Below are 21766 nucleotides of genomic sequence, written 5' to 3' on the forward strand. Positions count from 1 at the left end.
CGCCAGACAGGGGTGGAAGCCGAGGAAGTCGAATGTCATTCGTCCCTATTCCGTATCGAGGCCGCGGTGTCGGGCTGTGGCGCCGCGTCGAGCCGCACGACGAGACAGGCTCCGGCGCCGCGGTCGGCGATGGACACGGTTCCGCCGTGCAGGAGGGCGATCTCCCGGACGATCGCCAGCCCGAGACCCGATCCGCCCGAGTCCCTCGTCCGCGCCCAGTCGAGTCGAGTGAAGCGGTCGAACACCGCCTCGCGATGCTCAGGCGGGATGCCTGGCCCGTCGTCGTGCACTTCGAGCAGTGCCACGCCGTTCTCGTCCGCGACGCGTACCTCGACGGTTGAGCGGGCATGCCGTACGGCGTTGTCGACCAGGTTGGTGACCAGACGGGCCAGGTGGGCGCGGGAGCCGTTGACCACGACATCGGGCTCGACGGCCAGGCGGATCCCGACCTCCGGGCGGGGGCGTGGGCGCAGGGACTCCTCTGCGGCCACCTGCCCGAGGTCGACCTCGTCGTTGCGGGGAGGTTCGCCCGCGTCCAGCCGGGCCAGCAGGAGCAGGTCGGCCGCGAGCGACTGCAACCGTTCAACGTCGGCGAGGGCCTCGGCCGGCTCCCAGCGGGCGGCCAACTCCAGGCGGGTGCGCAGCGTCGCGATCGGGCTGCGTAGTTCGTGAGCCGCGTCCGCGACGAACCTTTTGTGCTGCTCGACAGCGTTTTCCAGCCGATCCAGGGTGGCGTTGACCGTCCGGGCGAGCGCCGCGATCTCGTCCCGCGTGCTCGGCACCGGGACCCGCTGATGCAGGTCACGGGCGGTGATGTCGGCCAGCTTCGCCCGGATCCCTGACACCGGGACCAGCGCCTTGCCCATGACGTACCACGTCATCCCGGCGACGAGCAGGAGCAACGCGGGGACTCCGAAGATCAGCAGGCGGTTGAGGGTCCACAGGGCGTTCTCGGCCGGTTCCAGCGAGCTGCGCGCGGTGACCGTCAGGACGTCGTCGCGGGTCGCGGCGGCTGCGCTGGCCACCGCGTAGCCGGCTGTGTCCCAGCCTGTTCGCGTTGGTTCGGTCGAGTGGCTGATCTGGAGGTCGGGGTCCTCGACGATCGCCGCGCCGGGTCGTTCGGCCACGGACGTCGCGGGGCTCACGGTGGCCGCCGGAGAGCCTGCGGACAGGGCGTTGGCTACCGTCGCGGCTCGCCGCGCGGCGTCCTGTTGCGCGCTCTGCCGGAGGTTGTCGTGGAGCACGGTTCTCAGTACGGCCGACGCTCCGCCGAGAGCGACGGCCACGATGAGGGTGGCCGCGATCGTGGCCCGCACGCGTACCGACCAGCGCGCGGGCAGGTGGACCCGCATCCGGGCCGCCCATCCAGCTTGTCGGCGCATCAGAGCCGCCCGTCCAGCCGGTAGCCGGCACCGCGCACGGTCACCAGGGACGAGCGGCCGAAGGGAGCGTCGATCTTCCGTCGCAGCGCGCTGATATATACCTCGACGATGCTGGGATCGCCCGCATATGCGAAGTCCCAGGCCTGTTCGAGCAGCTCCGCCTTGGAGACCACCTCGCCGGCTCGTCGGGCGAGGCCATGTAGCACGGCGAACTCCTTGGGCGTGAGCGCGATCTCGGCGCCGCCGCGACGGCACTTCATCCCGGCCGGGTCGATCACGAGGTCGCCCACCGTGAGCGCGACCGGCCGCTCCCTGCCGCCCCGCCGTACGAGCGCGCGCAGCCGGGCGAGCAGCACCACGTAGGAGAACGGCTTGGACAGGAAATCGTCCGCTCCCGTGTCGAGCGCCTCGGCCTCGTCGTACTCGCCGTCCTTGGCGGTCAACATCATGATCGGTGTCCAGTTCCCGGCCTCGCGCAGGCGGCGGCAGACGGCGTACCCGTTCACGCGCGGCAGCATGACGTCGAGAACGATCGCATCGTAGGTGTTCTCGGTGGCGAGCCACAGGCCTTCGCTGCCGTCGAGCGCGATGTCGACGGCGAAACCCTCGCCGGCCAGACCACTTTTCACGAGTTCGGCCAGCCGCCGCTCGTCCTCCACCAACAGCACACGCATACCTGAAGCATGGACGAGTCCACCTGAAGTGAACCTGAAGGTCCCTTCGGCCGGCTTCAGCTTCGCTTCAGGTAGCGGCTGACAGCATCCTCCCGTCCGATACGGGTCGATCCCGACGGCTCGACGATCAAAGGAGATGTGCATGCTCAGCAAGCGCGTACGGCTGGCGCTTTCGGTCGGTGTCCTCGGCGTGGCGCTCACCACCACGCTCGCTGCCGCGGCGAACGCCGATGAGGCCCCGCGGCCCGGGCCGGTCGCGTGCGAGAACGCCAGTGTCACGGTGACGGAGAAGGACGGCAAGCTCGTCGGCATCGTGGATGGCAAGGAGGTGGAGGCCACGGCCGCCGACGTGGTCACGCCCGCCGCCGTGGTCACGCCCGCCGAGTCGGTGCCCGCGACCGCCGGAGCGTCTGACAGCGGAACCGGCGCGGGGGACGCCTCTGCCGCCGCCTCAGTGGCGACAGCGGCGGCTGAGTCCACGCCCGCCTACACCTGCGTCTCCAGCGCCGCTACAGAGTAGGCGCCCGGCGCATGGCCGTACCGGCTTCTGGTGCGGCCATGCGCCCACCGGTTGGATCAAGGAGCCGACGGCGGGCGCCGGGAGATACCCGTCGTCGGTGTCGACCCGGCGGCATACCAGCGTCCGTCGCGCCGTCAGCGGGCTTCCGGTCATGGACGCATAGAGAGGGATCAGCGGTCGAAAACTCCTGGTGACCGGCCAGCGGTGATGTTTCACTTTCAACGTACGCACAGTCGGTCGGCCGACCGAATAGCCGGCCACGCGATGGGCGGGCCGCCGGGGCCTCTGCGAGTGCGGCCTATCTGGCGAGCTCGTCCAGGACCGCGTCCGCCAGCTTCCCCGCGCCTGGTTCGTAGGTGCGTGCGAGCGTACGGAAGACCTGCTCGGCGCGGATGGCGGGCCAGTCCCGGGGCAGGTGTTCCGCGGGCAGGTGCGGGTCCTGGCGGACGAGCTGGAGCCAGTCGGTGTGCAGCAGGAGCTGGCGGGCGAGATCGTCGGGGGCGGAGGGGAGCGGGTGCGGGGTGTCCCAACGGTCGAGGAAAGCCCGGTAGCGTTCGGCGATCTGCTCGGTGTCGAAGGCCTTACTGACGAGGTCGGCGGAGCGGGTGGGGCTGAGCGCTCGCGCCTGCAGCACGGTGACGTGGTCACTCAGGTCGAAGTCGCTCGGTTCTGAACCACCTGGTTCGACCGGGGCGAGGATGCTCTTGACGTCCTTGATGCCGGGAGCGACCCACAGCCCGTTCTGCAGCAGGCCGAACCCGCCCCAGGTCAGCTGGGAGCGCAGATCATGGCGGGTGCTTCGCCGGCTGTCGGGAAGCGAGAACCCGACCAGCGTCCAGGTGCCGTCCCAGTCGCGGTTGACCGCGCCGGTCTCCCAGACGCGCCGGCGGCCGTCCTCGAGCACCTGTGTCGCGTGTTCTGTGAGCCCGAAGTACATCTTGCGGCCCTGGCGGTGCCGCGTCAGCAGGTTGCGCTTGACCATGCGGGACAGCGTCGAGCGAACCGCCTCTTCCGAGACGTCAAGGCGGGCGAAAACGTCGATGATGCTCCCCGAGTAGACGGCGACGTCGCGGCCGAGCACGTAGATACCGAGGAAGCTGAACATGAGGGACTGCGGGCGCCTGGCCAGTGCCTGCCCTTCGTCGACTCCTTCTGCATGCGTCACATGAAGAGGGTAGATGGCCGCGAGGACCGGGCCGCCGGGAAGTCGGCGGGCGGCCGCGGCCCTCCAATGCTGGGTACTATATTGACGGTCGTAAAAGATCTGCCTAACCTCGCCGGGAAGAGAGCGAAGCCCTCGCTTACTCCCGGATGAGGAGTTCGTTCATGTCCACCACACCCCCCACCCAGGTCCAGCTCCGCCGTGCGGTGGCCTCCAGCTTCCTGGGCAGCACCATCGAGTTCTACGACTTCCTGCTGTACGCCACCGCGTCGGCAGTGGTGTTCGGCAAGGTCTTCTTCTCCGAGCTCGACCCGCTCACGGCGACGGTCGCCAGCTTCGGCACGTTCGCCACCGGCTATCTCGCCAGGCCGCTCGGGGGCGTCATCTTCGGTCATTTCGGGGACCGTCTGGGACGCAAGCGGATGCTGATGCTGACCATGTCCCTCATGGGTGTCGCCAGCTTCCTCATCGGCGTGCTCCCGACGTACGACCAGATCGGCAGTCTGGCTCCTCTCATGCTGGTCGTGCTGCGAGTCCTGCAGGGCGTGGCCGTCGGCGGCGAGTGGGGCGGCGCGGTGCTGATGTCCGCAGAGCACGCGACCCGGCGCAGAGGCCTGTGGGCGAGCTTCACCAACGCCGGAGCGCCGTTCGGGACGCTGCTGTCCACGGCGGTGCTCACCGGCACCGCCGCCGTTCTGGGTGAGGACGCCTTCCTGAGCTGGGGCTGGCGCGTGCCGTTCCTGATGAGCATCGTCCTGCTCGGGGTCGGCCTGTTCGTACGCCTGCGGGTCGAGGAGACCCCGGTCTTCACTGCCGCCAGGGACGCGGCTGCCCGCCGCGGCGCTCCGCTCATGGACGTGCTGCGCAACCACCCCAGGACACTCCTGCTCGGCGTGGGTGTGGGCCTGTCCGCCTTCGTACTGCAGGGCACACTCACCACCTACCTGATCGCCTACGGCGTGCAGGCCGGCTTCCCGCGGCAGACCGTGCTGAACGGGCTCACCCTCTCGTCGGGGGTGGCCATAGTGGGCATCATCGGCTGGTCCGCGCTGTCGGACCGGCTGGGACGGCGCCCCGTCGTGCTGGCGGGTGCGGCGGTGTCGGCGGTGTTCGGCTTCGTGCTCTTCCCGATGGTGGACAGCGGCAGCGCGGTCATGCTCGCGGTCGCTCTCGTGCTCGGCCAGGGCATCGTCCAACCGATGATGTACGGCCCGCTCGCAGCGTTGTACGCCGAGCTGTTCGGCACGGAAAGCCGGTACACGGGCGCCTCGCTCGGCTATCAGATCGCCGGTCTCGGCGCCGGGCTGACCCCGCTGCTCTTCGCGCAGATTCAGGCGTCGGCGGGCGGCGGCGGGACGATCGCGATCTCCGTCATCATCGCCGTCTCCTGCCTGCTGACCGTGGCCTGCATGCTCGCACTGAGAGAGACCAGCCGGGCGGACCTTGCCTCCGGCATCCTGCCCGGCTCCGCGGAAGGCCTCACCCTTGGGGCGGCCAAGAGGTGACGGTCCCGGCGGAACCGACCCGCCGGGAGTGGACCGCTGCGTGCACGGCGTTATTTGGCAGATCTTTGACGCCAGTAAAAAAAGTGCCTAATATTGGCCGAGTCGCGTTCCGCGTATCTGCGTATCTAGGGGTGAAGTTCATGGATCTGTCCGGCAAGGTGGCCGTTGTCACGGGTGCGGGCCGGGGCCTGGGCCGCGCGTATGCCGAGGCGCTGGCCGCGGCCGGCGCGGCGGTGGTCGTCAACGACGTGAACGCCGAGGCGGCCACGCAGGTCGTCGAGGCGATCACCGGAAACGGCGGCAAGGCGGTCGACGTCGTCGCCCCGGTGGGCTCGGCCGAGGTGGCCGAGCGGCTGGTCGCCACCGCGGTCGAGGAGTTCGGCCGGCTGGACGTGATGGTCACCAACGCGGGCATCCTGCGTGACCGCGTGCTGTGGAAGATGTCGGACGAGGACTTCGACGCCGTCATCGAGGTGCATCTGCGCGGCACGTTCACCTGCGCTCGCGCGGCGGCGGTCCGGATGCGCGAGCAGGGGACCGGCGGTCGGCTGATCCTGATCACATCTCCGGCCGGTCAGCGTGGGAACTTCGGCCAGACCAACTACGGGGCGGCCAAGGCGGGCATCGCCGCGATGGCCCGCACATGGGCGATGGAGCTGGGCAGGGCGAACATCACCGTGAACGCGGTCGTCCCGGTGGCGGCCACGGAGATGACCAAGACGATCCCGGCGTTCGCGCCGGTCATCGAGGAGGCCGAGCGGACCGGCCGGCCGTTCCCGGACTGGCTGCGCAAGGACGAGGGCCTGGGCACGGTCGAGGACGTGGCGGGACTCATCGTCTTCCTCGCCTCGGACGCCTCGGCCGAGGTGACCGGCCAGGCGATCGGCGTCGGCGGCGACCGCCTCGCGCTCTGGTCCCACCCTGCTGAGAAGGCCGTCGCGTTCGCCGACGGAGGGTGGACGGCGGACGCCATCGCCGCCTCCTGGCGGTCGGGGGTCGGCGCCGAGCCCGAGACGTACGGAATCCCGGCGCCGAAGGCTCCCGCTTCGGACGGCCAGGGGGCCTGAGATGACCGCCATGAACGTCGCCGACCTGGTCGCGATCGACGTCCACACCCACGCGGAGATCTCCAAGGACGGGCACGGCTCGCTGAGCCCGGAGTTGTTCGGCGCGTCGGCGGACTACTTCAAGGCGCACGCGCACCGGCAGCCGACCATCCCCGAGATGGCCGCCTACTACCGGGAGCGGAAGATGGCCGCGGTGGTGTTCACCGTGGACGCCGAGCACGCCACCGGCCACCCGCGCATCTCCAACGAGGAGATCGCGGAAAGCTGCGCCGAGCACGCCGACGTGCTCATCCCGTTCGCCAGCGTGGATCCCTGGAAGGGCAGGGCCGGGGTGCGCGAGGCGCGGCGGCTGGTCGAGGAGTACGGGGTGCGCGGGTTCAAGTTCCACCCGAGCATCCAGGGCGTCGCTCCCAACGATCCGGTGGCGTACCCGCTGTATGCGGCCATCGAGGAGCTGGGCGCGGTCGCGCTGTTCCACACCGGCCAGACCGGCATCGGCGCGGGCGTCCCGGGGGGAGGCGGCATCCGGCTGAAGTACGCCAACCCGATGCTGGTCGACGACGTCGCGGTTGACTTCCCCGAGCTGCGGATCATCCTCGCCCACCCGTCCTTCCCGTGGCAGGACGAGGCCCTCGCCGTCGCCACGCACAAGCCGTACGTCTACATCGACCTGTCCGGCTGGTCGCCGAAGTACTTCCCGCCGCAGCTCGTGCGGTACGCGAACACGCTGCTGAAGGAGAAGGTGCTCTTCGGCTCCGACTATCCGGTGATCACACCGGACCGCTGGCTGGCCGACTTCGACAAGCTGGAGATCAAGCCGGAGGTCCGTCCGAAGATCTTGAAGGACAACGCCGTACGCCTGCTCGGGCTCGGCACGCAGGAGAGGACGAAAGACGCATGACCACCACGGCCGACGGGCTCGACGAGATCAAGGCGCTGGCCGGCAAGGACCTCGGCCACAGCGGCTGGCTGGAGATCACCCAGGAGAGGGTGAACACCTTCGCCGACGCCACCGACGACCACCAGTGGATCCACATCGACCCCGACAGGGCCAAGGACGGGCCGTTCGGCGGCACGATCGCCCACGGCTACCTGACCCTGTCCCTGGTCATCCCGCTGTTCAACGAACTGCTCCACATCCGGGGCGTGAAGATGAGCGTCAACTACGGCCTGGACAAGGTCCGCTTCCCCAGCCCCGTCAAGGTGGGCGCCAGGATCCGCCTGGGCGCCACGGTCGCCTCGGTCGAGGACGTCCCCGGCGACGGCGTGCAGATGTCGCTCGACTTCACCGTCGAGATCGAAGGCGCTGACAAGCCGGCCTGCGTCGCCCGGACCATCTACCGGCACTACGCCTGAGCCATGATCCGGCGCGATTTCTACGAGGAAGACCACGACGCCTTCCGGTCAGCGGTGCGCGAGTTCGTCAGCCGTGAGGTCGTGCCCGACCAACTCCGCTGGGAGGAGGAGGGGCGCGTCGATCCCGCCCTGTGGCGGGTGGCTGGCAGGCAGGGTCTGCTGGGGCTTGCCGTACCCGAGGAGTACGGCGGCAGCGGCGCCGGCGACTACCGGTACAGATGCGTGTTCATCGAGGAACTCGCACGTGTCGGCGCCGCCTCCGTCAACTCCCAGGTGAGCCTCGTCGACGACCTCGCCCTGCCGTACCTGCTCGACCTCGGCGGCCACGAACAGAAGAAGCGCTGGCTGCCCGGTCTGTGCGCTGGTGAGTTGAGCCCCGCCCTGGCGATCACCGAGCCCGGGGCGGGCAGCGATCTGCGCGGCATCGCGACGACCGCACGCCGCGACGGTGACGGCTGGCGGCTCAACGGCGCCAAGACGTTCATCACCAACGGCGGTCACGCCGACGTCCTGGTCGTCGTGGCGCGAACCGGCCCCGAGGGCGGCAACCACGGGTTCAGCCTGCTCCTCGTGGAACGGGGCACACCCGGCTTCTCGGTGGGCCGCAACCTCGACAAGATCGGCCAGCGCGGCGAGAACGTCGCCGAACTGTTCTTCGACGATGTACGACTGCCCGCCGAGGCGCTGCTCGGGGAGGAGGGCGAGGGGCTGCGGCACCTGCGTGAGCACCTGCCCACCGAACGGATGTCGATCGCCGTCTACGCGCTGGCCGCTGCCGAGGCGGCGCTGGACTGGACGCTGGATTTCGTCAGGCAGCGCACCGCCTTCGGCCGGAGGATCGCCGACTTCCAGAACACCCGCTTCGAACTGGCCGAAATGCGGACCGAGATCGACGTGACCCGCTCTTTCGTCCAGGACGCCGTACTGGCGCTCAACGCGGGCGAGCTGTCAGCCGTGGACGCGGCCAAGGCGAAATGGTGGACCACCGAGCTGCAACAGCGCGTCATCTCCCGGTGCGTGCAGTTGCACGGGGGCTACGGATACATGCGCGAGTACCCGATCGCGCGAGCCTTCGTCGACGCCCGCATCCAGACGATCTACGGGGGAACCACCGAGATCATGAAGGGCATCATCGGCCGCGACCTGGTGCGGGACTAGGGAGTGAGGGCCATGCCCGACAGGAGGTTTGTACACCGATGCGAAACGCCGGACTGGGAGCATGGCCCGCTCGCCGGGCCCAGATGACCCCGGAACGGACCGCGTTCGTCTTCGCGGACCGGCCGGTGACCTACGCCGAGTTCCACGAGCGGACGACGCGGCTGGCCTCGCGACTGCGCGAGGCCGGAGTGACGGCCGGGGACCGCGTCGCCTACCTCGGCCGCAACCACGTCGCCTTCGCCGAGACCATGTTCGCCACGCACATGCTCGGCGGGATCTTCGTCCCGCTGAACTTCCGCCTGGCCGCGCCCGAGATCGGCTACATGCTTGATCATTCGGGCGCGCAGGTCCTGATCTACGCGCCCGAGTGCGCCGAGATGGTACGCGACACCTCGGCCTCCCTTCGTGAGATCGTCGCTCCCGACACGCCCGGACCGGGAGAACGGCATTACGAGACCTGGCTCGCGGAGGGCGATCCCACGCCGATCGACGTGCCCGTAGGGCTGGACGACACGGCGCTCATCCTTTACACGTCGGGCACGACCGGGCGTCCAAAAGGGGCGACCCTCACCCACGGCAATCTGGTGTGGAACTGCTTCAACCTCCTGGCCGGCGTCGACGTCGCCAGTGACGAGGTGACGCTGATCAGCGCGCCGCTCTTCCATGTCGCGGCCCTGGACCAGACGCTGCTGCCGACCTTCCTCAAGGGCGGCTGCTCGGTGATCACTCCATCCTGGGATGTGGACGAGTGTTACGACCTCATCGAGAGGTCCCGTGTCACCTGGATGTTCGGGGTTGCCACGATGTTCGCCGCGTTGGCCCAGTCGCCCAGGTGGGCCGATGCGGACCTGTCCTCGCTGCGCCACCTCATGTCCGGGGGAGCGGCGATCCCGGCCTCGCTGATCCGCGCCTACCAGGAACGGGGTCTGGTCTTCTGCCAGGGATACGGGCTCACTGAGACCGCGCCCGGCGCAACCTTCCTCGAGGCCAGTCAGAGCGTGCGCAAGGTGGGCTCGGCCGGGGTGCCGGTGTTCTTCACCAACGTGCGGGTCGTCCGGCCCGACGGGGCGGACGCGGCAGTGGGAGAGCCGGGTGAGGTGCTCATCCAGGGGCCGAACGTGACCCCTGGCTACTGGCGCAACCCGGAGGCGACCGCCGCCGCCTTCTCCGACGGCGACTGGTTCTCCTCCGGCGACATCGCCGTCCTGGACGAGGAGGGACACCTGTACGTCGTCGACCGGGTCAAGGACATGTACATCTCGGGCGGGGAGAACGTCTACCCGGCCGAGGTCGAGGCAGTGATCTTCGAGCATCCGGCCGTCGCCGAGGTCGCCGTGGTCGGCGTGCCCGATCCCCAATGGGGCGAGGTCGGCCGCGCGTTCGTGGTCCCCCGCCCAGGTGTGAGTGTCACCTCGGACGAGCTGCGCGACTTCCTCCGCTCCCGCCTGGCCAAGTACAAGATCCCGGCCTATTTCGACGTCGTGGACGACCTCCCGAAGACGGGCTCGGGAAAGATCCAGAAACCCGAGCTGCGCCGCCTGCCACCGCCGGTCGGCGACAGCTCCGCCACCCCGTCCCGGTCGGATCAGTCCCAGCAGACGTCCCAGGCGAACTCCTCGACGAGGTCTTCGGCGTAGGACGAGAATGCGCCGCGTTCGCCTTCAGCCGGTCCAGGGCCGACATCTCGTCCCTCCGGCCGAAGGCAGACGGATCGCGTACTTCACGTGGGGCTGCCGCCTCGCCCGCGGGTGAGCAGCGCGGCGATCGGTATGGCCGCCGCCAGGCCGCTGAGCAGCACCGCGGCAAGCGCTCCCAGGACGGCCGGGTCGTTGCCGAAGGCGATACCGGCGGCAGCCAGCGCGGGCCCCGCGTTGCGCACCGCCGTGACGCCTCCCATGGTGGTGCGGCGTACCGGAGATCCGGTGGCCAGCACGGTGCCGATGGCGAACGCGACGGCGGACAGGAGGAACCCCGCCAGCAAGGTGCGTGAGCCGAGGAGCCCGACGACGTCATGCCAATTGCCCGCCAGCATGCCCGCCAAAACGATCACGAACGTCACGTTCGACACCTTGGCCGCCACGGGGTGCCACGATCGCGCTGTCGGCGGCGCGTAGCGACGCAGTATCAGTCCGATGGCGAACGGTACGAGCTGCAGGATGGCCACGGTCCGCACCAGCGCGGCGACATCGATGGAGATACCCGCACCGACCTGGGCCGCCGAGAGGATGCCGTTGCTCGTCAGGCCGAAGGTGATGCTGCCTGCGGCGGCGAGCAGCACCTGCATCGCCGCGCCCGCGACCACGTCTCCGGTTTGCACCATGGCGAGCTTCGCCCCGAACGGCCCGCCCGGTGACGACGCCACCAGGACCAGCGCCGTGAAAGCCGCTGCGGGCAGACCGAACAGAGCGGCGATGCCCCAGCCCAGCAGCGGGACGATCACCAGGTTGGCCGGCAGCGCCAGCAGGAGCAGTGGGAGGTCGGTGAGTACGGCACGCAACGCCGCCGGCGTGGCTCCGAGACCGGCGGCGAACATGGTGGTCGCGATGAAGATCACGGTGACCGCGTTGAGGAGCAGATGCAGCGTATCCATGAGGTCCGTCCACAGCGGTGATGACCGTGCCTGGCGGTGCCGGCCGCCCGTCGGTCGTGTCTGACAAGTCGAGCCCTGCCGCGCACGGCCCGGCCGGCATCTCGCCGCGTCGGCGAAGACTCCTCAGGCTCGAAGTTTCCACGGGCCAAGAAGCTGCTCGGCCGGAGGCTCCGCCCGAGCAGCTTCTTGGCCGTGCGATGCGTCCGTCTGGATCCGCACTCGCGTGAGGCGGCATTTGCCGGGATGCTCCGCGGCTCGGCGCCGTGACCTCAGTCTTTGAGGTCGCCGAGCCAGCGCAGGGCGCTCAGTCCGGGCATGAAGCAGTACTCGCCGCCGCGCGTGACGACGAACCGCGGCAGCGAGTGCAGGCGCCGTCGTACCGGCCGCCGGGGGATCGTGAAATCGCCGGCGCCGTCGGCGGATCCGACTATCGGGTCTTTGGCGTCCTCGGCGCCGACGAAGACGCCGTCGTTCATCCATTGGGACTGGACGAACTCGAACTGCCGCCCGAGGTGCGCTCCGATGAAGGTGAACATCAGCCCGCGGTCGGCCCCGTCGTCCTCCAGGACCCCCTCGGGCAGCGGCGGGCCGTACACGGTGCCGCGCCTGATCATGCGGTGCAGCCTCGGCGCTCCCGCCACCGCGGCGTCGCGGGGGTTGGCCCGGCGGATGTGGCAGCCGGGAGGGGTCGTGAATCCCGCCGGATCGTCCCGCTCGTAGAGGAAACGGTTGTTGCGGCGTGGGTCGGCGCCGAGGACGGGGTCGTCCCGCAGCGGGCTGAGCGCCAGCGGAGCGCCGCTGCGCCAGCGCCCCATGATCTTGGCCGCGAGCAGTTCCTCGTCCTCGGGGCCGGTGGAATTGTCCTTCACGTACCGCCGGAACACGGCGACACGTTGGTGGAGTTTGCGGAAGGCCACGTAGGTGCCGTTGCGGCCCAGCACTTCGGGCTGCGGGGTCTGGACGCCGCCGAGCTCGTCGCGGTAGCCGAGCACGAACTCTCCGGCCTTGAGCGGCGCTTCCAGGGGGTTCGACCCGGCGATGCCGCTGCCTTCGACGGCCGGGTGGCTGATGCCGTCCCGGTAGCCGAAGGGCTCGGTCTCGGTCGGCAGCGCGTAGCAGTCCTGCCGCCAGATCGGGACCACGCCGGGCAGGTGCCGGAACGCAGGGCGGGCATGATCGACGGCCGCTTCGAGCTGGGTGCCGTCCGGCGCGAGCGCCACCAGCACGACGTGGACGTCGGGCGTGCCCAGTGGCGGTTCCCAGTTCGCGGGGCCGCTCTCGCCGGTGTCGCCCAGCGCGTTCGCCCGTGCGGCCATTCCCTGCCGGAACTCCCAGGCGAACGTGTCCAGCGACTCCTGCGGCACGCCCAGCGCCCTGAGACCGTGGCCGGTGAGCGCGACGCTCACCCAGGTCTCGCCCAGGGGACTCATCGAGTCGGTGGCCGCGGTCACCACTTCGCTGACGCGCCGCATCAGGTCCCGTCCCTGGGCGCGGTCGTCGATGCGGAACAGGATGTATGTCGCCGCGTACGGGGTCGGCCGAGGACTGAGAACCCCGCGTTGGATGTCGTCGAGTTCGAGTGCGGTATGGGTTTGTTCGGTCACGGATACTCACCTCCTCCCGGCCGCTACTTGGACGAGATGATGTTTCTCCAGAAGTTGCGCAGGCTCTCGTCTCCGCCGAACAGCGAGCTGAAGATCGTGGAGTCTGCCAAGAGTATGTCGCCGCCCCGGTCACCGGTCGGGGGCATCCACAGGAACATGTTGAACTCGGTGTTCCCGGCCTCCGTGAACGGGTGCGGCTTGGACAGGTCGATCGGCTGCCTGCCCAGCACGTGGACGGCGTTCGGATCGTCCGTCGTCACGGCGTAGTGCGGCAGGTGCAGGTGGAAGTTGAAGGTCGTCACCCCGTCCAGCCATCCCTTGGTGTCCAGATCCCTCGCGATGGACAGCGGGGCGATCTTGCCGGGTCCCTGTGCCGCGGGACGCAAGCCGTAGCGGTTCTCCACCGGCACTCCGAGCCCCTGCATCAAGGACCGGGTGTACCTGCCGAACCGCTGCTGGCGGGGGACCAGGAGGTCGCCGTGATGGTGGTACTCCATATCGCGCACGGCGAGGTCGTCGGAGGCCCCGACGTCGTGGTGCGGCCCCAGGACCAGGCAGGTCCCCTCCCGGTCGACGAACTGCCGCAGCGCCTCGATCTCCTCCGGCGCGGCCTCCTGGCCGGTGACCATGTGGTCCAGCCCGAACACGAACAGGGTGTCGGTGTCCGCCAGCACCCGCTCGTCGAGCGGGGTGCGGAAGCCGGCCTGATCGATGCGCTGGTACACGGGTACGGGGTGTCCGGTGGTCTCCTCGACGAACTGCTGGAACGGCACCCAGGCCCAGAAGAACAGCTCCAGCGTCCCGGCGATGCCCTGCTGGAAGCGCATCGGGTCGGACCACTTCGGGTCCTCGTACGCGGGCCAGGCCACGCGCCGGACCTCGGTCATCGTGGAGAACCGGTTGTCGAGCTCGGCCGGGTTCCGGCCGGCCTCGGCCGGGTAGCTCCATGCGACGTAGATGCTCACGCGTCGGCGTCCGGGTGTGTACTCGCGCGGCACATGGTTCTGGTTGTAGGTACGTGCGGTCCTGATCTCACTCATCACGTCTCCATCGACGGCGTGGCGGGCGGGCGCGGTGGCCCGGCCTCACTGCAGTTGGTCGAGCATCTCCGACAGGGCGCTCTTGATCCGCAGCGCCTTCTTGATCTCGTCGGCGGTGACGTACGGATATTCTCCGTACTCGATGAAGCTCGGGCACTGGTGCTCGCGGACGAACCTGATGAACGCCTCGGGGTTCGTCCTCCAGTCCTCGGGGAACCCTTCGAGGTTCTCGAAGGCGGTGCTCACGCCCGACTTGGTGAACAGCGCGATGGCGTCTTCGGTGTACTTGTCGAAGTCGGTGTCGAAGATGCCCTGGTACATGAAACGGGTGTCGTCGTCGAAGAGCACCCAGCGCAGGTAGTGCAGCTTGAGCGGCGCGAGGAGGTACGGATCGCCCTCCAGCGCCTTCGCCAGCGTGTGGCCGTAGTCGCGGATCGCCTCGGCCCGGCCGGGCTTGACCTTGGCGATGACAGTGAACCCGTAGCAGGCCGGGGTCCGCGGAAAGACGGGACCGTATTTCCCCTGCTCGAGATGGTCGGTTTCCTTGGGAAGGACGACTGCCTGTGGTTTGATCTCCATGCTTCTCCCTCCGTCACCGGTCAGTGGGGGGAACGCGCCAGAGCAGCTAACCGGACAATACCCCTAGACTGGGATAAATGGGACATAAGTGCCTCGGTTCGCCGCGTTCCGCCACTCCTCGGCGAACGCCCAGCCGGAGAAACGGTGGCCCTTGGCTCCCGCCCCGGCCGAGAGCCGCTCGTCCGGCCGGCCGCCCGTCGCCGGCGCGGCTCAGTGCGCGGACAGCAGCACGACGCCGAGGGTCACGACTCCGGCCGCGGCGATCCGCAGGCGGCCGAACCGTTCGGAGAAGAACACCGCGCCGATGAGCGCGCCCCACAGGATGCCCGTCTCGCGGAGCGCCGCGACCTCGGCGAGCGGGCTCCGGGTCTGGGCCCACAGCACCAGGCCGTATGCCACCATCGAGATCGTCCCCCCGGCGGCCGAGACCCGCCGGCGGTCGCGCAACGCGGGCACGATCGCCCGGCCGCGTACGGCCGCCATCACCGCGAGGGTCAGCACCCCTTCGACGGCGAACATCCAGACCGCGTAGCCGAGCGCCGTACCGGACTCCCGTACGCCCAGGCCGTCCACCACGGTGTATGCCGCGATGGTCGCCCCGGTCAGCACGGCCGCCGTCACGGCCTTGCGAGATGGCATGCGTCGCCGCCCCGCCCCGGCGAGCGCCAGCGCCGCGAGCCCACCGCATGTCGCGGCCAGGCCGAACACCTGGAGGACCGCGAGCCTCTCACCCTGCAAGCCGGCCACGATCGCGACGAGCAGCGGAGCGCTCCCTCTGGCGATCGGGTAGACCTGGCCGAAGTCGCCCAGCTCGTAGCAGCGGATGAGCAGCAGCATGTACAGCAGTTGCAGCGCGATCGAGACGCCCCAGTACGGCCAGGCCCCGGCCGTGGGCGGAGCCGCGAAAGGCAGCAACGGCAGGCAGATCAGCGACTGGGCGATCCCCATGACGCCGAAGGCGGCGTGCCGGTCGGGCACCGCTTTGGCGAGCGCGTTCCACGTGGCATGGAGTAGTCCGGCGAACAGCACCGCGACAGCGGAAAGCACGATCAACCCCCGGGAGCGAAGACGTCAGCCGGAGACGCCGGCATGGCCGTTTTCGAGGTGGCCCATCATTCGCCGATGGAAGGACGGGTCCTCGGCGACGGTCAGCCGCAGGTCGTACCAGCCGGACGCGGTGTCCCAGTCGAGGACCGTCCGGTCTCCGGCCGCGACGAGTACCTCACGCCGGCCGGAGCCGTAGGCGAGCGCTTCGAGTGTGAACGCCAACGGCACCGGTCCGGGGTTGGCGATCGTCACCGAGAGCCGGTGGCCCGCACCGCAGGAGGACACCGCCACCCGGGCGGCCGGGCCGGTACGGGAGCCGGCGAACTCGCGCCGGAACCCGTTCGGGCCGGTGAGGGTCAGCCGGTATCCCTCCGCCCCGGCGGGCACGGTGACGACCTCCGCGCCGAGCACGTCGAAATGGCGGGGGGACGCGAATTCCCCGGCGTATGGATAGAGCGCGAAATGGCTGCCCCGATCCCCGACGTCGGTCATGGTGACGATCAGCCCGTCGTCCGCCAGGACGGCGGACGCCTCCGGCCGGTAGGGCAGCGGCCGGGCGGGCCGTGTGCCGGGCTCCTGCGCGGCGAGCCGCCCTTCCGCGGGGGGCGTCGCCGGCCAGCGCACACGGAACGGTGGGATGGCCACGGCCGCCGCGGTCGGGGGCCCGGTCTCCTCCGGTGCCGCCGGCGCGGATGTGGGCACGGGGTGCGCGGCCGAATCGAACGCCGGGGTGAAGTCGAACGCCGAGGTGAGATCGCCGGCCACGCGCCGTCGCCACGAGCTGATGTTGGGCTCGGCGACGCCCAGCCAGCGTTCCACGAACCGGATCGTGGACGTGTGGTCGAACACCTCGGAGCAGACGTGCCCTCCGGCGGTCCACGGCGACACGACCGTCATCGGCACCCGGTAGCCGAGCCCGATCGGGAGCCCGTCGATGAACTCGTCCTCGGTGCCTTCCGGCGGCAACGGAGGCGGCACGTGGTCGTAGAACCCGTCGTTCTCGTCGAAGGTGAGGAACAGCGCCGTCCGCTCCCAGACCGATGGGTGCGAGGCGAGCGCGTCCAGAATCTCGTAGACGAGTCCGGCGCTGTGCGCCGGGCTGGACGGATCGGGGTGCTCGGAGTACGCCTCCGGCGCGACGATGTAGGAGACCTGCGGAAGCCGCCCCTCCGCCACGTCCGCGCGGAAGGACGTGGCGAGCCGTCCCGGCGCGACCCTGGACAGTCCCCGCCGGTAGGCGTCCAGATCCGCCGGGGTGAGCTGCGCGACTCCCTTCTCCAGCGCCGCGAGCATCTCCTCACGCTCCGGCTCGGGCAGCCCGGCGATCGACGTGTAGAAGGAGTGCAGGCTCCGATGGGGCGTGTGGCTCAGGGCAGCACGCGCGACCCTCTTGAAGGACGTGAAGAAGTCCAGCGAGTTGCACTGGTAGTTGTCCCACTCCTGGTAGACCCGCCAGGTCTTGCCCGCCGCCGTCAGCCGCTCGGGAAAGGAGGTGTGGGCGTAGCCGGGGTGGGTGTCCTCGGCGCAGGCGTCGTTCGCCGTGGTGCGCCGTCCGGACGGCTCGTGCCCAACGGTTCCCGACCAGTGATAGAGGCGGTTGGGGTTCGTCGGCCCGAACATCGAGCAGTGATAGGCGTCGCACAGGGTGAAGGCGTCGGCCAGTTCGAACTGGAACGGCAGTTCACGACGGTCGAAGTGGACCATTGCGCCCGGTCCCTTGCCCGCGATCCAGCCGTCGTGCCAGCCATCGCCCCGGGTCCGCTGCCCCGTGTCCCATTCGTGGTCGACGCCCTCGACATATTGGAGGTCGCCTTCGGTCAGGTCCCGGTCACCTGTTCCGGCGCGTACGGAGTAGGGGAGCACGCCGGACTGCTCGAACACCGGCCGGCCGGCCGGCAGCATGACGGCGTTGCGGTCGCCGAACCCGCGCACTCCGCGCAGTGTCCCGAAATAGTGGTCGAAGGAGCGGTTCTCCTGCATGAAGAACACGACGTGCCGGATCGAGTCGAGCCCCCCGGGCGGCGCCGGCCGGGCCAGCGCCGCCCGCAGGGACGAGGGAAGTGCAGACAACGGAGGGGAGACCTTTCAGCGCGATCTAGCGAAGAACCCTGGGCGTTCACGCCTGGGCGGAATTGCCGTACGCGGCCTGAACCGTCGAACCCATCGGCGGCGAGGAGCTGCAAGCTCGGTCGTTCACGGCTGAGAGGCTGACAGCTTGCGGCAGTAGAGAGCGTCGGGGGTACCGTAGCGGCCGATGCCGTTGGAGAACGCGATTCCGGCGGCGTACTCGTCGGAGGCGCACTGCGCCTTGTAGTAGCCGGAGGCGTAGTCGCCGCCCTCGCCGGACGCGGGACGGCTGTCACCCCGGTCGTCCCACAGGGGCCGGCCCACACCGGCCAGTGGGATCCGGCCGGGCGCGCAGAGGACGGCCGACATCCTGTCGCCGCGCAGGCTGTAGCCGATCATGAACTGGCCGTTGGGGCACTGGTACTTGGTGAATCCGTACGCCCAGTCGGTCGTGACGTTCTCACTCTTCACCACCTTGGCATCGCCCGACTCCCACAGGTTCGTCGCTCCGGCGTCCGTGCACAGGCCGCCCTGGCCCTTCTGGCTGATGCCGATCAGGCGCTGGTCGTCCGGGCAGGACAGCTTGTGGGCGCCGGAATCCCAGTCACCCTGGGCGCGCATTCGCGCGGACTGGTTCGCGTCGCCGCGGATGGCCTGGAGCATGGACCAGGTGCGGATGGGCGCGACCTGTCCGGTGTACCCGGTGGCGGCGATCAGGCGGCGCCAGTGCGCCGCCCGCCAGTCGTCGGCGTCGAACACGCTGCGCAGGCCGCCGTCGGTGGCGTAGCGGACGAGACCCCAGGTGTTGCCCTGGTCGTTCTCCTGGAAGCCGACCATCGGCCAGTACGCGAAGTCGACGTCGTTCTCGATGAGGAAGTCGACCATGTTGGCGAACCAGGCCTTGTCCTTGTCGGTGGTGACCTTGCCGACGCCGAACTCGCTGATCCAGACGGGGGCGGTGAAGTGCCGGTCCGGGGTGGTCGCCACGTAGGTGGCGGTGTCGCGCATGGCCGTGAAGAGGTCCGCGCGGCTCAGGTCCCGGTATCGGGCGTCATGGGTCTCGCCCAGTCCGTCCGCGCCGGTGTGCTGCGGGCCGGTGTAGCCGTAGAAGTGCGCCGCGTAGACGAGTTTGTGCGAGCGGACGAGCGTCTGGGAGAGCGTCGCGACCGGCTTGAGCATCGGCCTGTCGTGCCAGATGCCGTCGACCGGGATGCCGGACCAGTTGATCCCCTCGATCATGATCAGCATGTCCGGGTCGGCCTCGGTGAGGATCCGGTCGCCGGCCCGCTGCGCGGCGGCGGCCCAGTCGTGGTCGTCGCCCCAGCCCCAGTTGGGGTTGTCCCAGGTGTCCCGGCGTACCTCGTTGCGCAGGTCGGCGCCGACGACCCGCTTGTTCGCCCGGTACCGCCGTGCCATGAAGACCCAGTCATCGAGCCATTTCTGGGTGGTCTGGCTGCTGTTCCACCGTTCGTTCCCGTCGACGCCGCAGCACCAGCGGGTGGTGGTCGTGTGATTGTTGAGGATGACGGCGAACCCGTCGGCGGTGAGTGCCTCGACGACCTTGTCGTAGACCTGAAGGGGAGTGAGGCCGCGCAGCTGCGGGTTGGCCGCCACCCCCGCGTCGGTGACCGGCCGCGCGTCGGTGAGCATCTCGTTGGAGAACGGCAGGCGGATGCTGTTGACGCCGAGCGTGTGGAAGTCCGCGATCAGCTTGCTCATCGGCGCCCGGTCCAGGCCGAGCGGGACCCGGTGAGAGGTCTCCGAGGCGTAGTTGTTCGCCGGGTTCTCGTCGTCGCCGCTGCCGGTCCAGGTGCCGCTGGCGCCGTGCCAGTTGCCGGACCGCAGTTTGAACCGCTTGCCGGTGGAGTCCACGATGTAGCGGCCCCGGGTGCTGAGCGGTCCTTCCCAGGACGCCGCCAGGGGGGTCGGCGCGTCGGCGGCCGCGGGAGGGGGAGCCACGGCCAGGCCGCCGAGGGCGGTGGCGAGAACTGCGAGGAGTGCTCCTAATCGCATCAAGGCACCTCAGATCGGGAGTGACGCGCGAGAACCGCGACGTCGCGGGGGTGGAGGGTGACCTGCTCGACCTCGGGGCGCCCGGGGGCGAGCAGGTGGTGGAACGGGTGGGGCAGATCGACCGTGCGGGCCTCGTCGGTGTGGTTGAGCAACAGCAGGAACTCCCCGCCGCCGCCCGTGCGCACCGCGGCCTGCACGCCGTCGGGCAGCCCGCGCAGCACCGGCTCGGCGCCGGCCTCGGCGAGCGCCTCGGCCAGGACCGTACGCATGATCGTCTCGTCGGGACGGGTGGTGACGTAGCGGACGGTGCCCGTGCCGAACCCGTTCCTGGTCACCGCGGGCGTGCCGTCGGGAAAGGCCAGCAGGACGTCCGCGCCCTCGATGCGTACGTCCTCTCGCCAGAGATCGGCGGTGCCCTCCCCAAGCGGGAACGTCTCACCCTCGGCGGCCGGCCGGTACTCCTCGATGCGCAGGCCGAGCGCCTCGCGCAGCGGTCCCGGGCAGCCGCCGTGGTGGACCCGGTCGTTGCCGTCCACCACGGAGGTGAAGAACGACACCAGCAGGTGGCCTCCGGCCGAGACGTAGTCGGCCAGTCTCCCCGCGTGCTCGTCGGTGAGGAGATAGAGGTTGGGGACCACGACCAGTCTGTACCCGGACAGGTCCGCGCCGGGCGGCAGCACGTCCACGCGGACGCCGAGGTCGAACAGCGGGCCGTAGTGATCCAGCGCTCGGTCGACGGCCTTCAGCCCGTCCGACGGCCGGGAGTCCAGCTCGAGCGCCCACCAGCTGTTCCAGTCGAACAGCACGGCCACGTCGTTGACCACGCGGGTTCCGGCCAGCTCCGGCACCGCTGCCAGTTCGGCGCCCAGGGCGGCGACCTCCCGGAACACCCGGGTGTCCGGACCCGCGTGCGGCACCATTCCGGAGTGGAACTTCTCCGCGCCGCCGCGTGACTGCCGCCACTGGAAGTAGAGGACGGCGTCGGCGCCGTGCGCGATCGCCTGCCAGCTCCACAGGCGCATCAGGCCGGGCTCCTTGATGCCGTTGCGCCGCCGCCAGTTGACCGCCGACGGCGCCTGTTCGACCAGGTACCAGGGGTCGCCGCCGTGCGCGCCGCGCGCCAGATCGTAGGCGAGGCCCGCGGCCACGTGAGATCTCGGCCAGAACGGGTCCGGGTAACTGTCGAGCCCCACGATGTCCATCCGGTCGGCCCAGGAGTGCACGTCCACCGGTTTGTGGTGGGCGAGGAAGTTGGTCAGTACGGGCACACCCGGTGTGACCCGTCGCAGGATCGCCGCTTCGACCTCGAAGCACGCGCGCAGCGCCTCGTTGCTGAACCTCTTGAAGTCCAGTTGCTGGGCCGGGTTGGCGTACGTCGGCGCGAGTCTGGGGGGCAGGATCTGGTCGAACGAGGTGTAGCGCTGGGACCAGAAGTCGGTGCACCAGGCCGCGTTCAGCCCTTCGACGTCGCCGTATCGCCCGCGCAGCCAGCGACGGAAGTCGCGGGCCGACTCCTCGCAGAAGCATTCGGCGACGTGGCAGCCGTACTCGTTTCCCACGTGCCAGAAGCCCAGGGCGGGGTGGTCCTTGTAGTGCGCGGCGAGCGCCTCGACCAGCCTGGCGGCCCGCTCGCGGTAGACCGGGCTGGACGGGCAGTAGTGCTGGCGGCCGCCCGGCGCCAGGACGGTGCCCGACTGGGTGACCGGCAGGATCTCCGGGTGTTCCGTGGCCAGCCAGGGCGGCGGCGAGGCGGTCATGGTGGCGAGGTCAACGGTCACCCCGGCCGCCGCCAGCGCGTCCAGCACCGTGTCGAAGTAGGAGAAGTCGTACGCGCCGGGCGCGGGCTCCACCCGCGCCCAGCCGAAGACACCGACGGTGACCAGGTTGACCCCGGCCTCGGCCATCAGGCGCACGTCCTCGGCGCGGAGCTCGTCCGGCCACTGCTCGGGGTTGTAGTCGCCGCCGAAGCCCAGGCCGCCCAGGCGGTCGGTGAAACTCATTA

18 protein-coding genes are annotated in these 21766 nt (G+C 69.8%); 7 read left to right on the forward strand and 11 right to left on the reverse strand.

The genetic code is table 11. The features are described 5' to 3' along the window. Window positions 1–35 precede the first annotated feature (35 nt). Complete coding sequence (locus AWQ68_RS34470) at window positions 36–1382, reverse strand: sensor histidine kinase (RefSeq protein ID WP_245656392.1); 1347 nt, start codon at window positions 1380–1382, stop codon at window positions 36–38. Then, window positions 1382–2056: a response regulator transcription factor gene (locus AWQ68_RS34475; RefSeq protein WP_066949005.1), complete on the reverse strand. Its 675-nt coding sequence runs from the start codon at window positions 2054–2056 to the stop codon at window positions 1382–1384. Before AWQ68_RS34475 ends, AWQ68_RS34470 begins: the two co-directional genes overlap by 1 nt. Before the next feature lie 142 nt (window positions 2057–2198). On the opposite strand from AWQ68_RS34475, the gene AWQ68_RS34480 reads away from it, so the two are divergent. Then, the gene (locus tag AWQ68_RS34480) at window positions 2199–2576 is read left to right on the forward strand and encodes a hypothetical protein (RefSeq protein WP_066949007.1); all 378 of its coding nucleotides are present in this window, start codon (window positions 2199–2201) and stop codon (window positions 2574–2576) included. Between the two features lie 298 nt (window positions 2577–2874). Here the strand turns inward: AWQ68_RS34480 and AWQ68_RS34485 are convergent, their stop codons facing one another. Further along, a complete protein-coding gene (locus tag AWQ68_RS34485) occupies window positions 2875–3741 on the reverse strand; it encodes a PaaX family transcriptional regulator (RefSeq protein WP_245656393.1) in 867 nt (288 codons plus the stop codon). Window positions 3742–3902: 161 nt separating this feature from the next. On the opposite strand from AWQ68_RS34485, the gene AWQ68_RS34490 reads away from it, so the two are divergent. The 6 genes from AWQ68_RS34490 (at window position 3903) to AWQ68_RS34515 (ending at window position 10461) form a co-directional block, all read left to right on the forward strand. Continuing rightward, window positions 3903–5243 (forward strand): MFS transporter, encoded by a 1341-nt coding sequence (locus AWQ68_RS34490; RefSeq protein ID WP_066949012.1) that lies wholly within the window; start codon window positions 3903–3905, stop codon window positions 5241–5243. A gap of 140 nt (window positions 5244–5383) precedes the next feature. Continuing rightward, a complete protein-coding gene (locus AWQ68_RS34495; protein WP_066949135.1) occupies window positions 5384–6310 on the forward strand; it encodes an SDR family oxidoreductase in 927 nt (308 codons plus the stop codon). 1 nt (window position 6311) lies between these two features. After that, window positions 6312–7211, forward strand: a complete 900-nt coding sequence (locus AWQ68_RS34500; protein WP_281217828.1) for an amidohydrolase family protein — start codon at window positions 6312–6314, stop codon at window positions 7209–7211. Continuing rightward, window positions 7208–7666, forward strand: coding sequence for a MaoC family dehydratase (locus AWQ68_RS34505; RefSeq protein WP_066949014.1), 459 nt, complete (start codon window positions 7208–7210; stop codon window positions 7664–7666). The genes AWQ68_RS34500 and AWQ68_RS34505 overlap by 4 nt, the downstream gene beginning before the upstream one ends. Window positions 7667–7672: 6 nt before the next feature. Next, complete coding sequence (locus tag AWQ68_RS34510) at window positions 7673–8824, forward strand: acyl-CoA dehydrogenase family protein (RefSeq protein ID WP_066949140.1); 1152 nt, start codon at window positions 7673–7675, stop codon at window positions 8822–8824. Between the two features lie 38 nt (window positions 8825–8862). Beyond that, window positions 8863–10461 (forward strand): acyl-CoA synthetase, encoded by a 1599-nt coding sequence (locus AWQ68_RS34515; protein WP_066949016.1) that lies wholly within the window; start codon window positions 8863–8865, stop codon window positions 10459–10461. Between the two features lie 83 nt (window positions 10462–10544). Here AWQ68_RS34515 and AWQ68_RS34520 read toward each other — a convergent pair whose 3' ends face one another. The 8 genes from AWQ68_RS34520 to AWQ68_RS34555 all read right to left on the reverse strand — a co-directional run bounded on the left by AWQ68_RS34520 (window position 10545) and on the right by AWQ68_RS34555 (window position 21764). After that, the gene (locus tag AWQ68_RS34520; RefSeq protein ID WP_066949018.1) at window positions 10545–11414 is read right to left on the reverse strand and encodes a bile acid:sodium symporter family protein; all 870 of its coding nucleotides are present in this window, start codon (window positions 11412–11414) and stop codon (window positions 10545–10547) included. 269 nt (window positions 11415–11683) lie between these two features. Next, window positions 11684–13018, reverse strand: a complete 1335-nt coding sequence (locus tag AWQ68_RS34525) for a Dyp-type peroxidase (RefSeq protein ID WP_066949021.1) — start codon at window positions 13016–13018, stop codon at window positions 11684–11686. 23 nt (window positions 13019–13041) lie between these two features. Beyond that, entirely contained in the window at window positions 13042–14058 is a 1017-nt protein-coding gene (locus AWQ68_RS34530; RefSeq protein ID WP_066949024.1) for a hypothetical protein, read from the reverse strand. 45 nt (window positions 14059–14103) lie between these two features. Continuing rightward, entirely contained in the window at window positions 14104–14637 is a 534-nt protein-coding gene (locus tag AWQ68_RS34535; protein WP_066949030.1) for a hypothetical protein, read from the reverse strand. 210 nt (window positions 14638–14847) lie between these two features. After that, window positions 14848–15684, reverse strand: coding sequence for an EamA family transporter (locus AWQ68_RS34540; RefSeq protein WP_245656396.1), 837 nt, complete (start codon window positions 15682–15684; stop codon window positions 14848–14850). 24 nt (window positions 15685–15708) lie between these two features. After that, window positions 15709–17754 carry a phosphocholine-specific phospholipase C gene (locus tag AWQ68_RS34545; protein ID WP_066949035.1) on the reverse strand — a complete coding sequence of 682 codons (2046 nt, stop codon included), beginning with the start codon at window positions 17752–17754 and terminating at the stop codon, window positions 15709–15711. Window positions 17755–17877: 123 nt separating this feature from the next. Further along, window positions 17878–19764 (reverse strand): glycoside hydrolase family 5 protein, encoded by a 1887-nt coding sequence (locus tag AWQ68_RS34550; protein ID WP_066949037.1) that lies wholly within the window; start codon window positions 19762–19764, stop codon window positions 17878–17880. Further along, window positions 19764–21764, reverse strand: a complete 2001-nt coding sequence (locus AWQ68_RS34555) for a beta-galactosidase (protein WP_066949039.1) — start codon at window positions 21762–21764, stop codon at window positions 19764–19766. Before AWQ68_RS34555 ends, AWQ68_RS34550 begins: the two co-directional genes overlap by 1 nt. Window positions 21765–21766 lie beyond the last annotated feature (2 nt).

Origin of the sequence: Microtetraspora fusca, from assembly GCF_001570365.1 — a bacterium.
Lineage (GTDB): Bacteria > Actinomycetota > Actinomycetes > Streptosporangiales > Streptosporangiaceae > Microtetraspora > Microtetraspora fusca.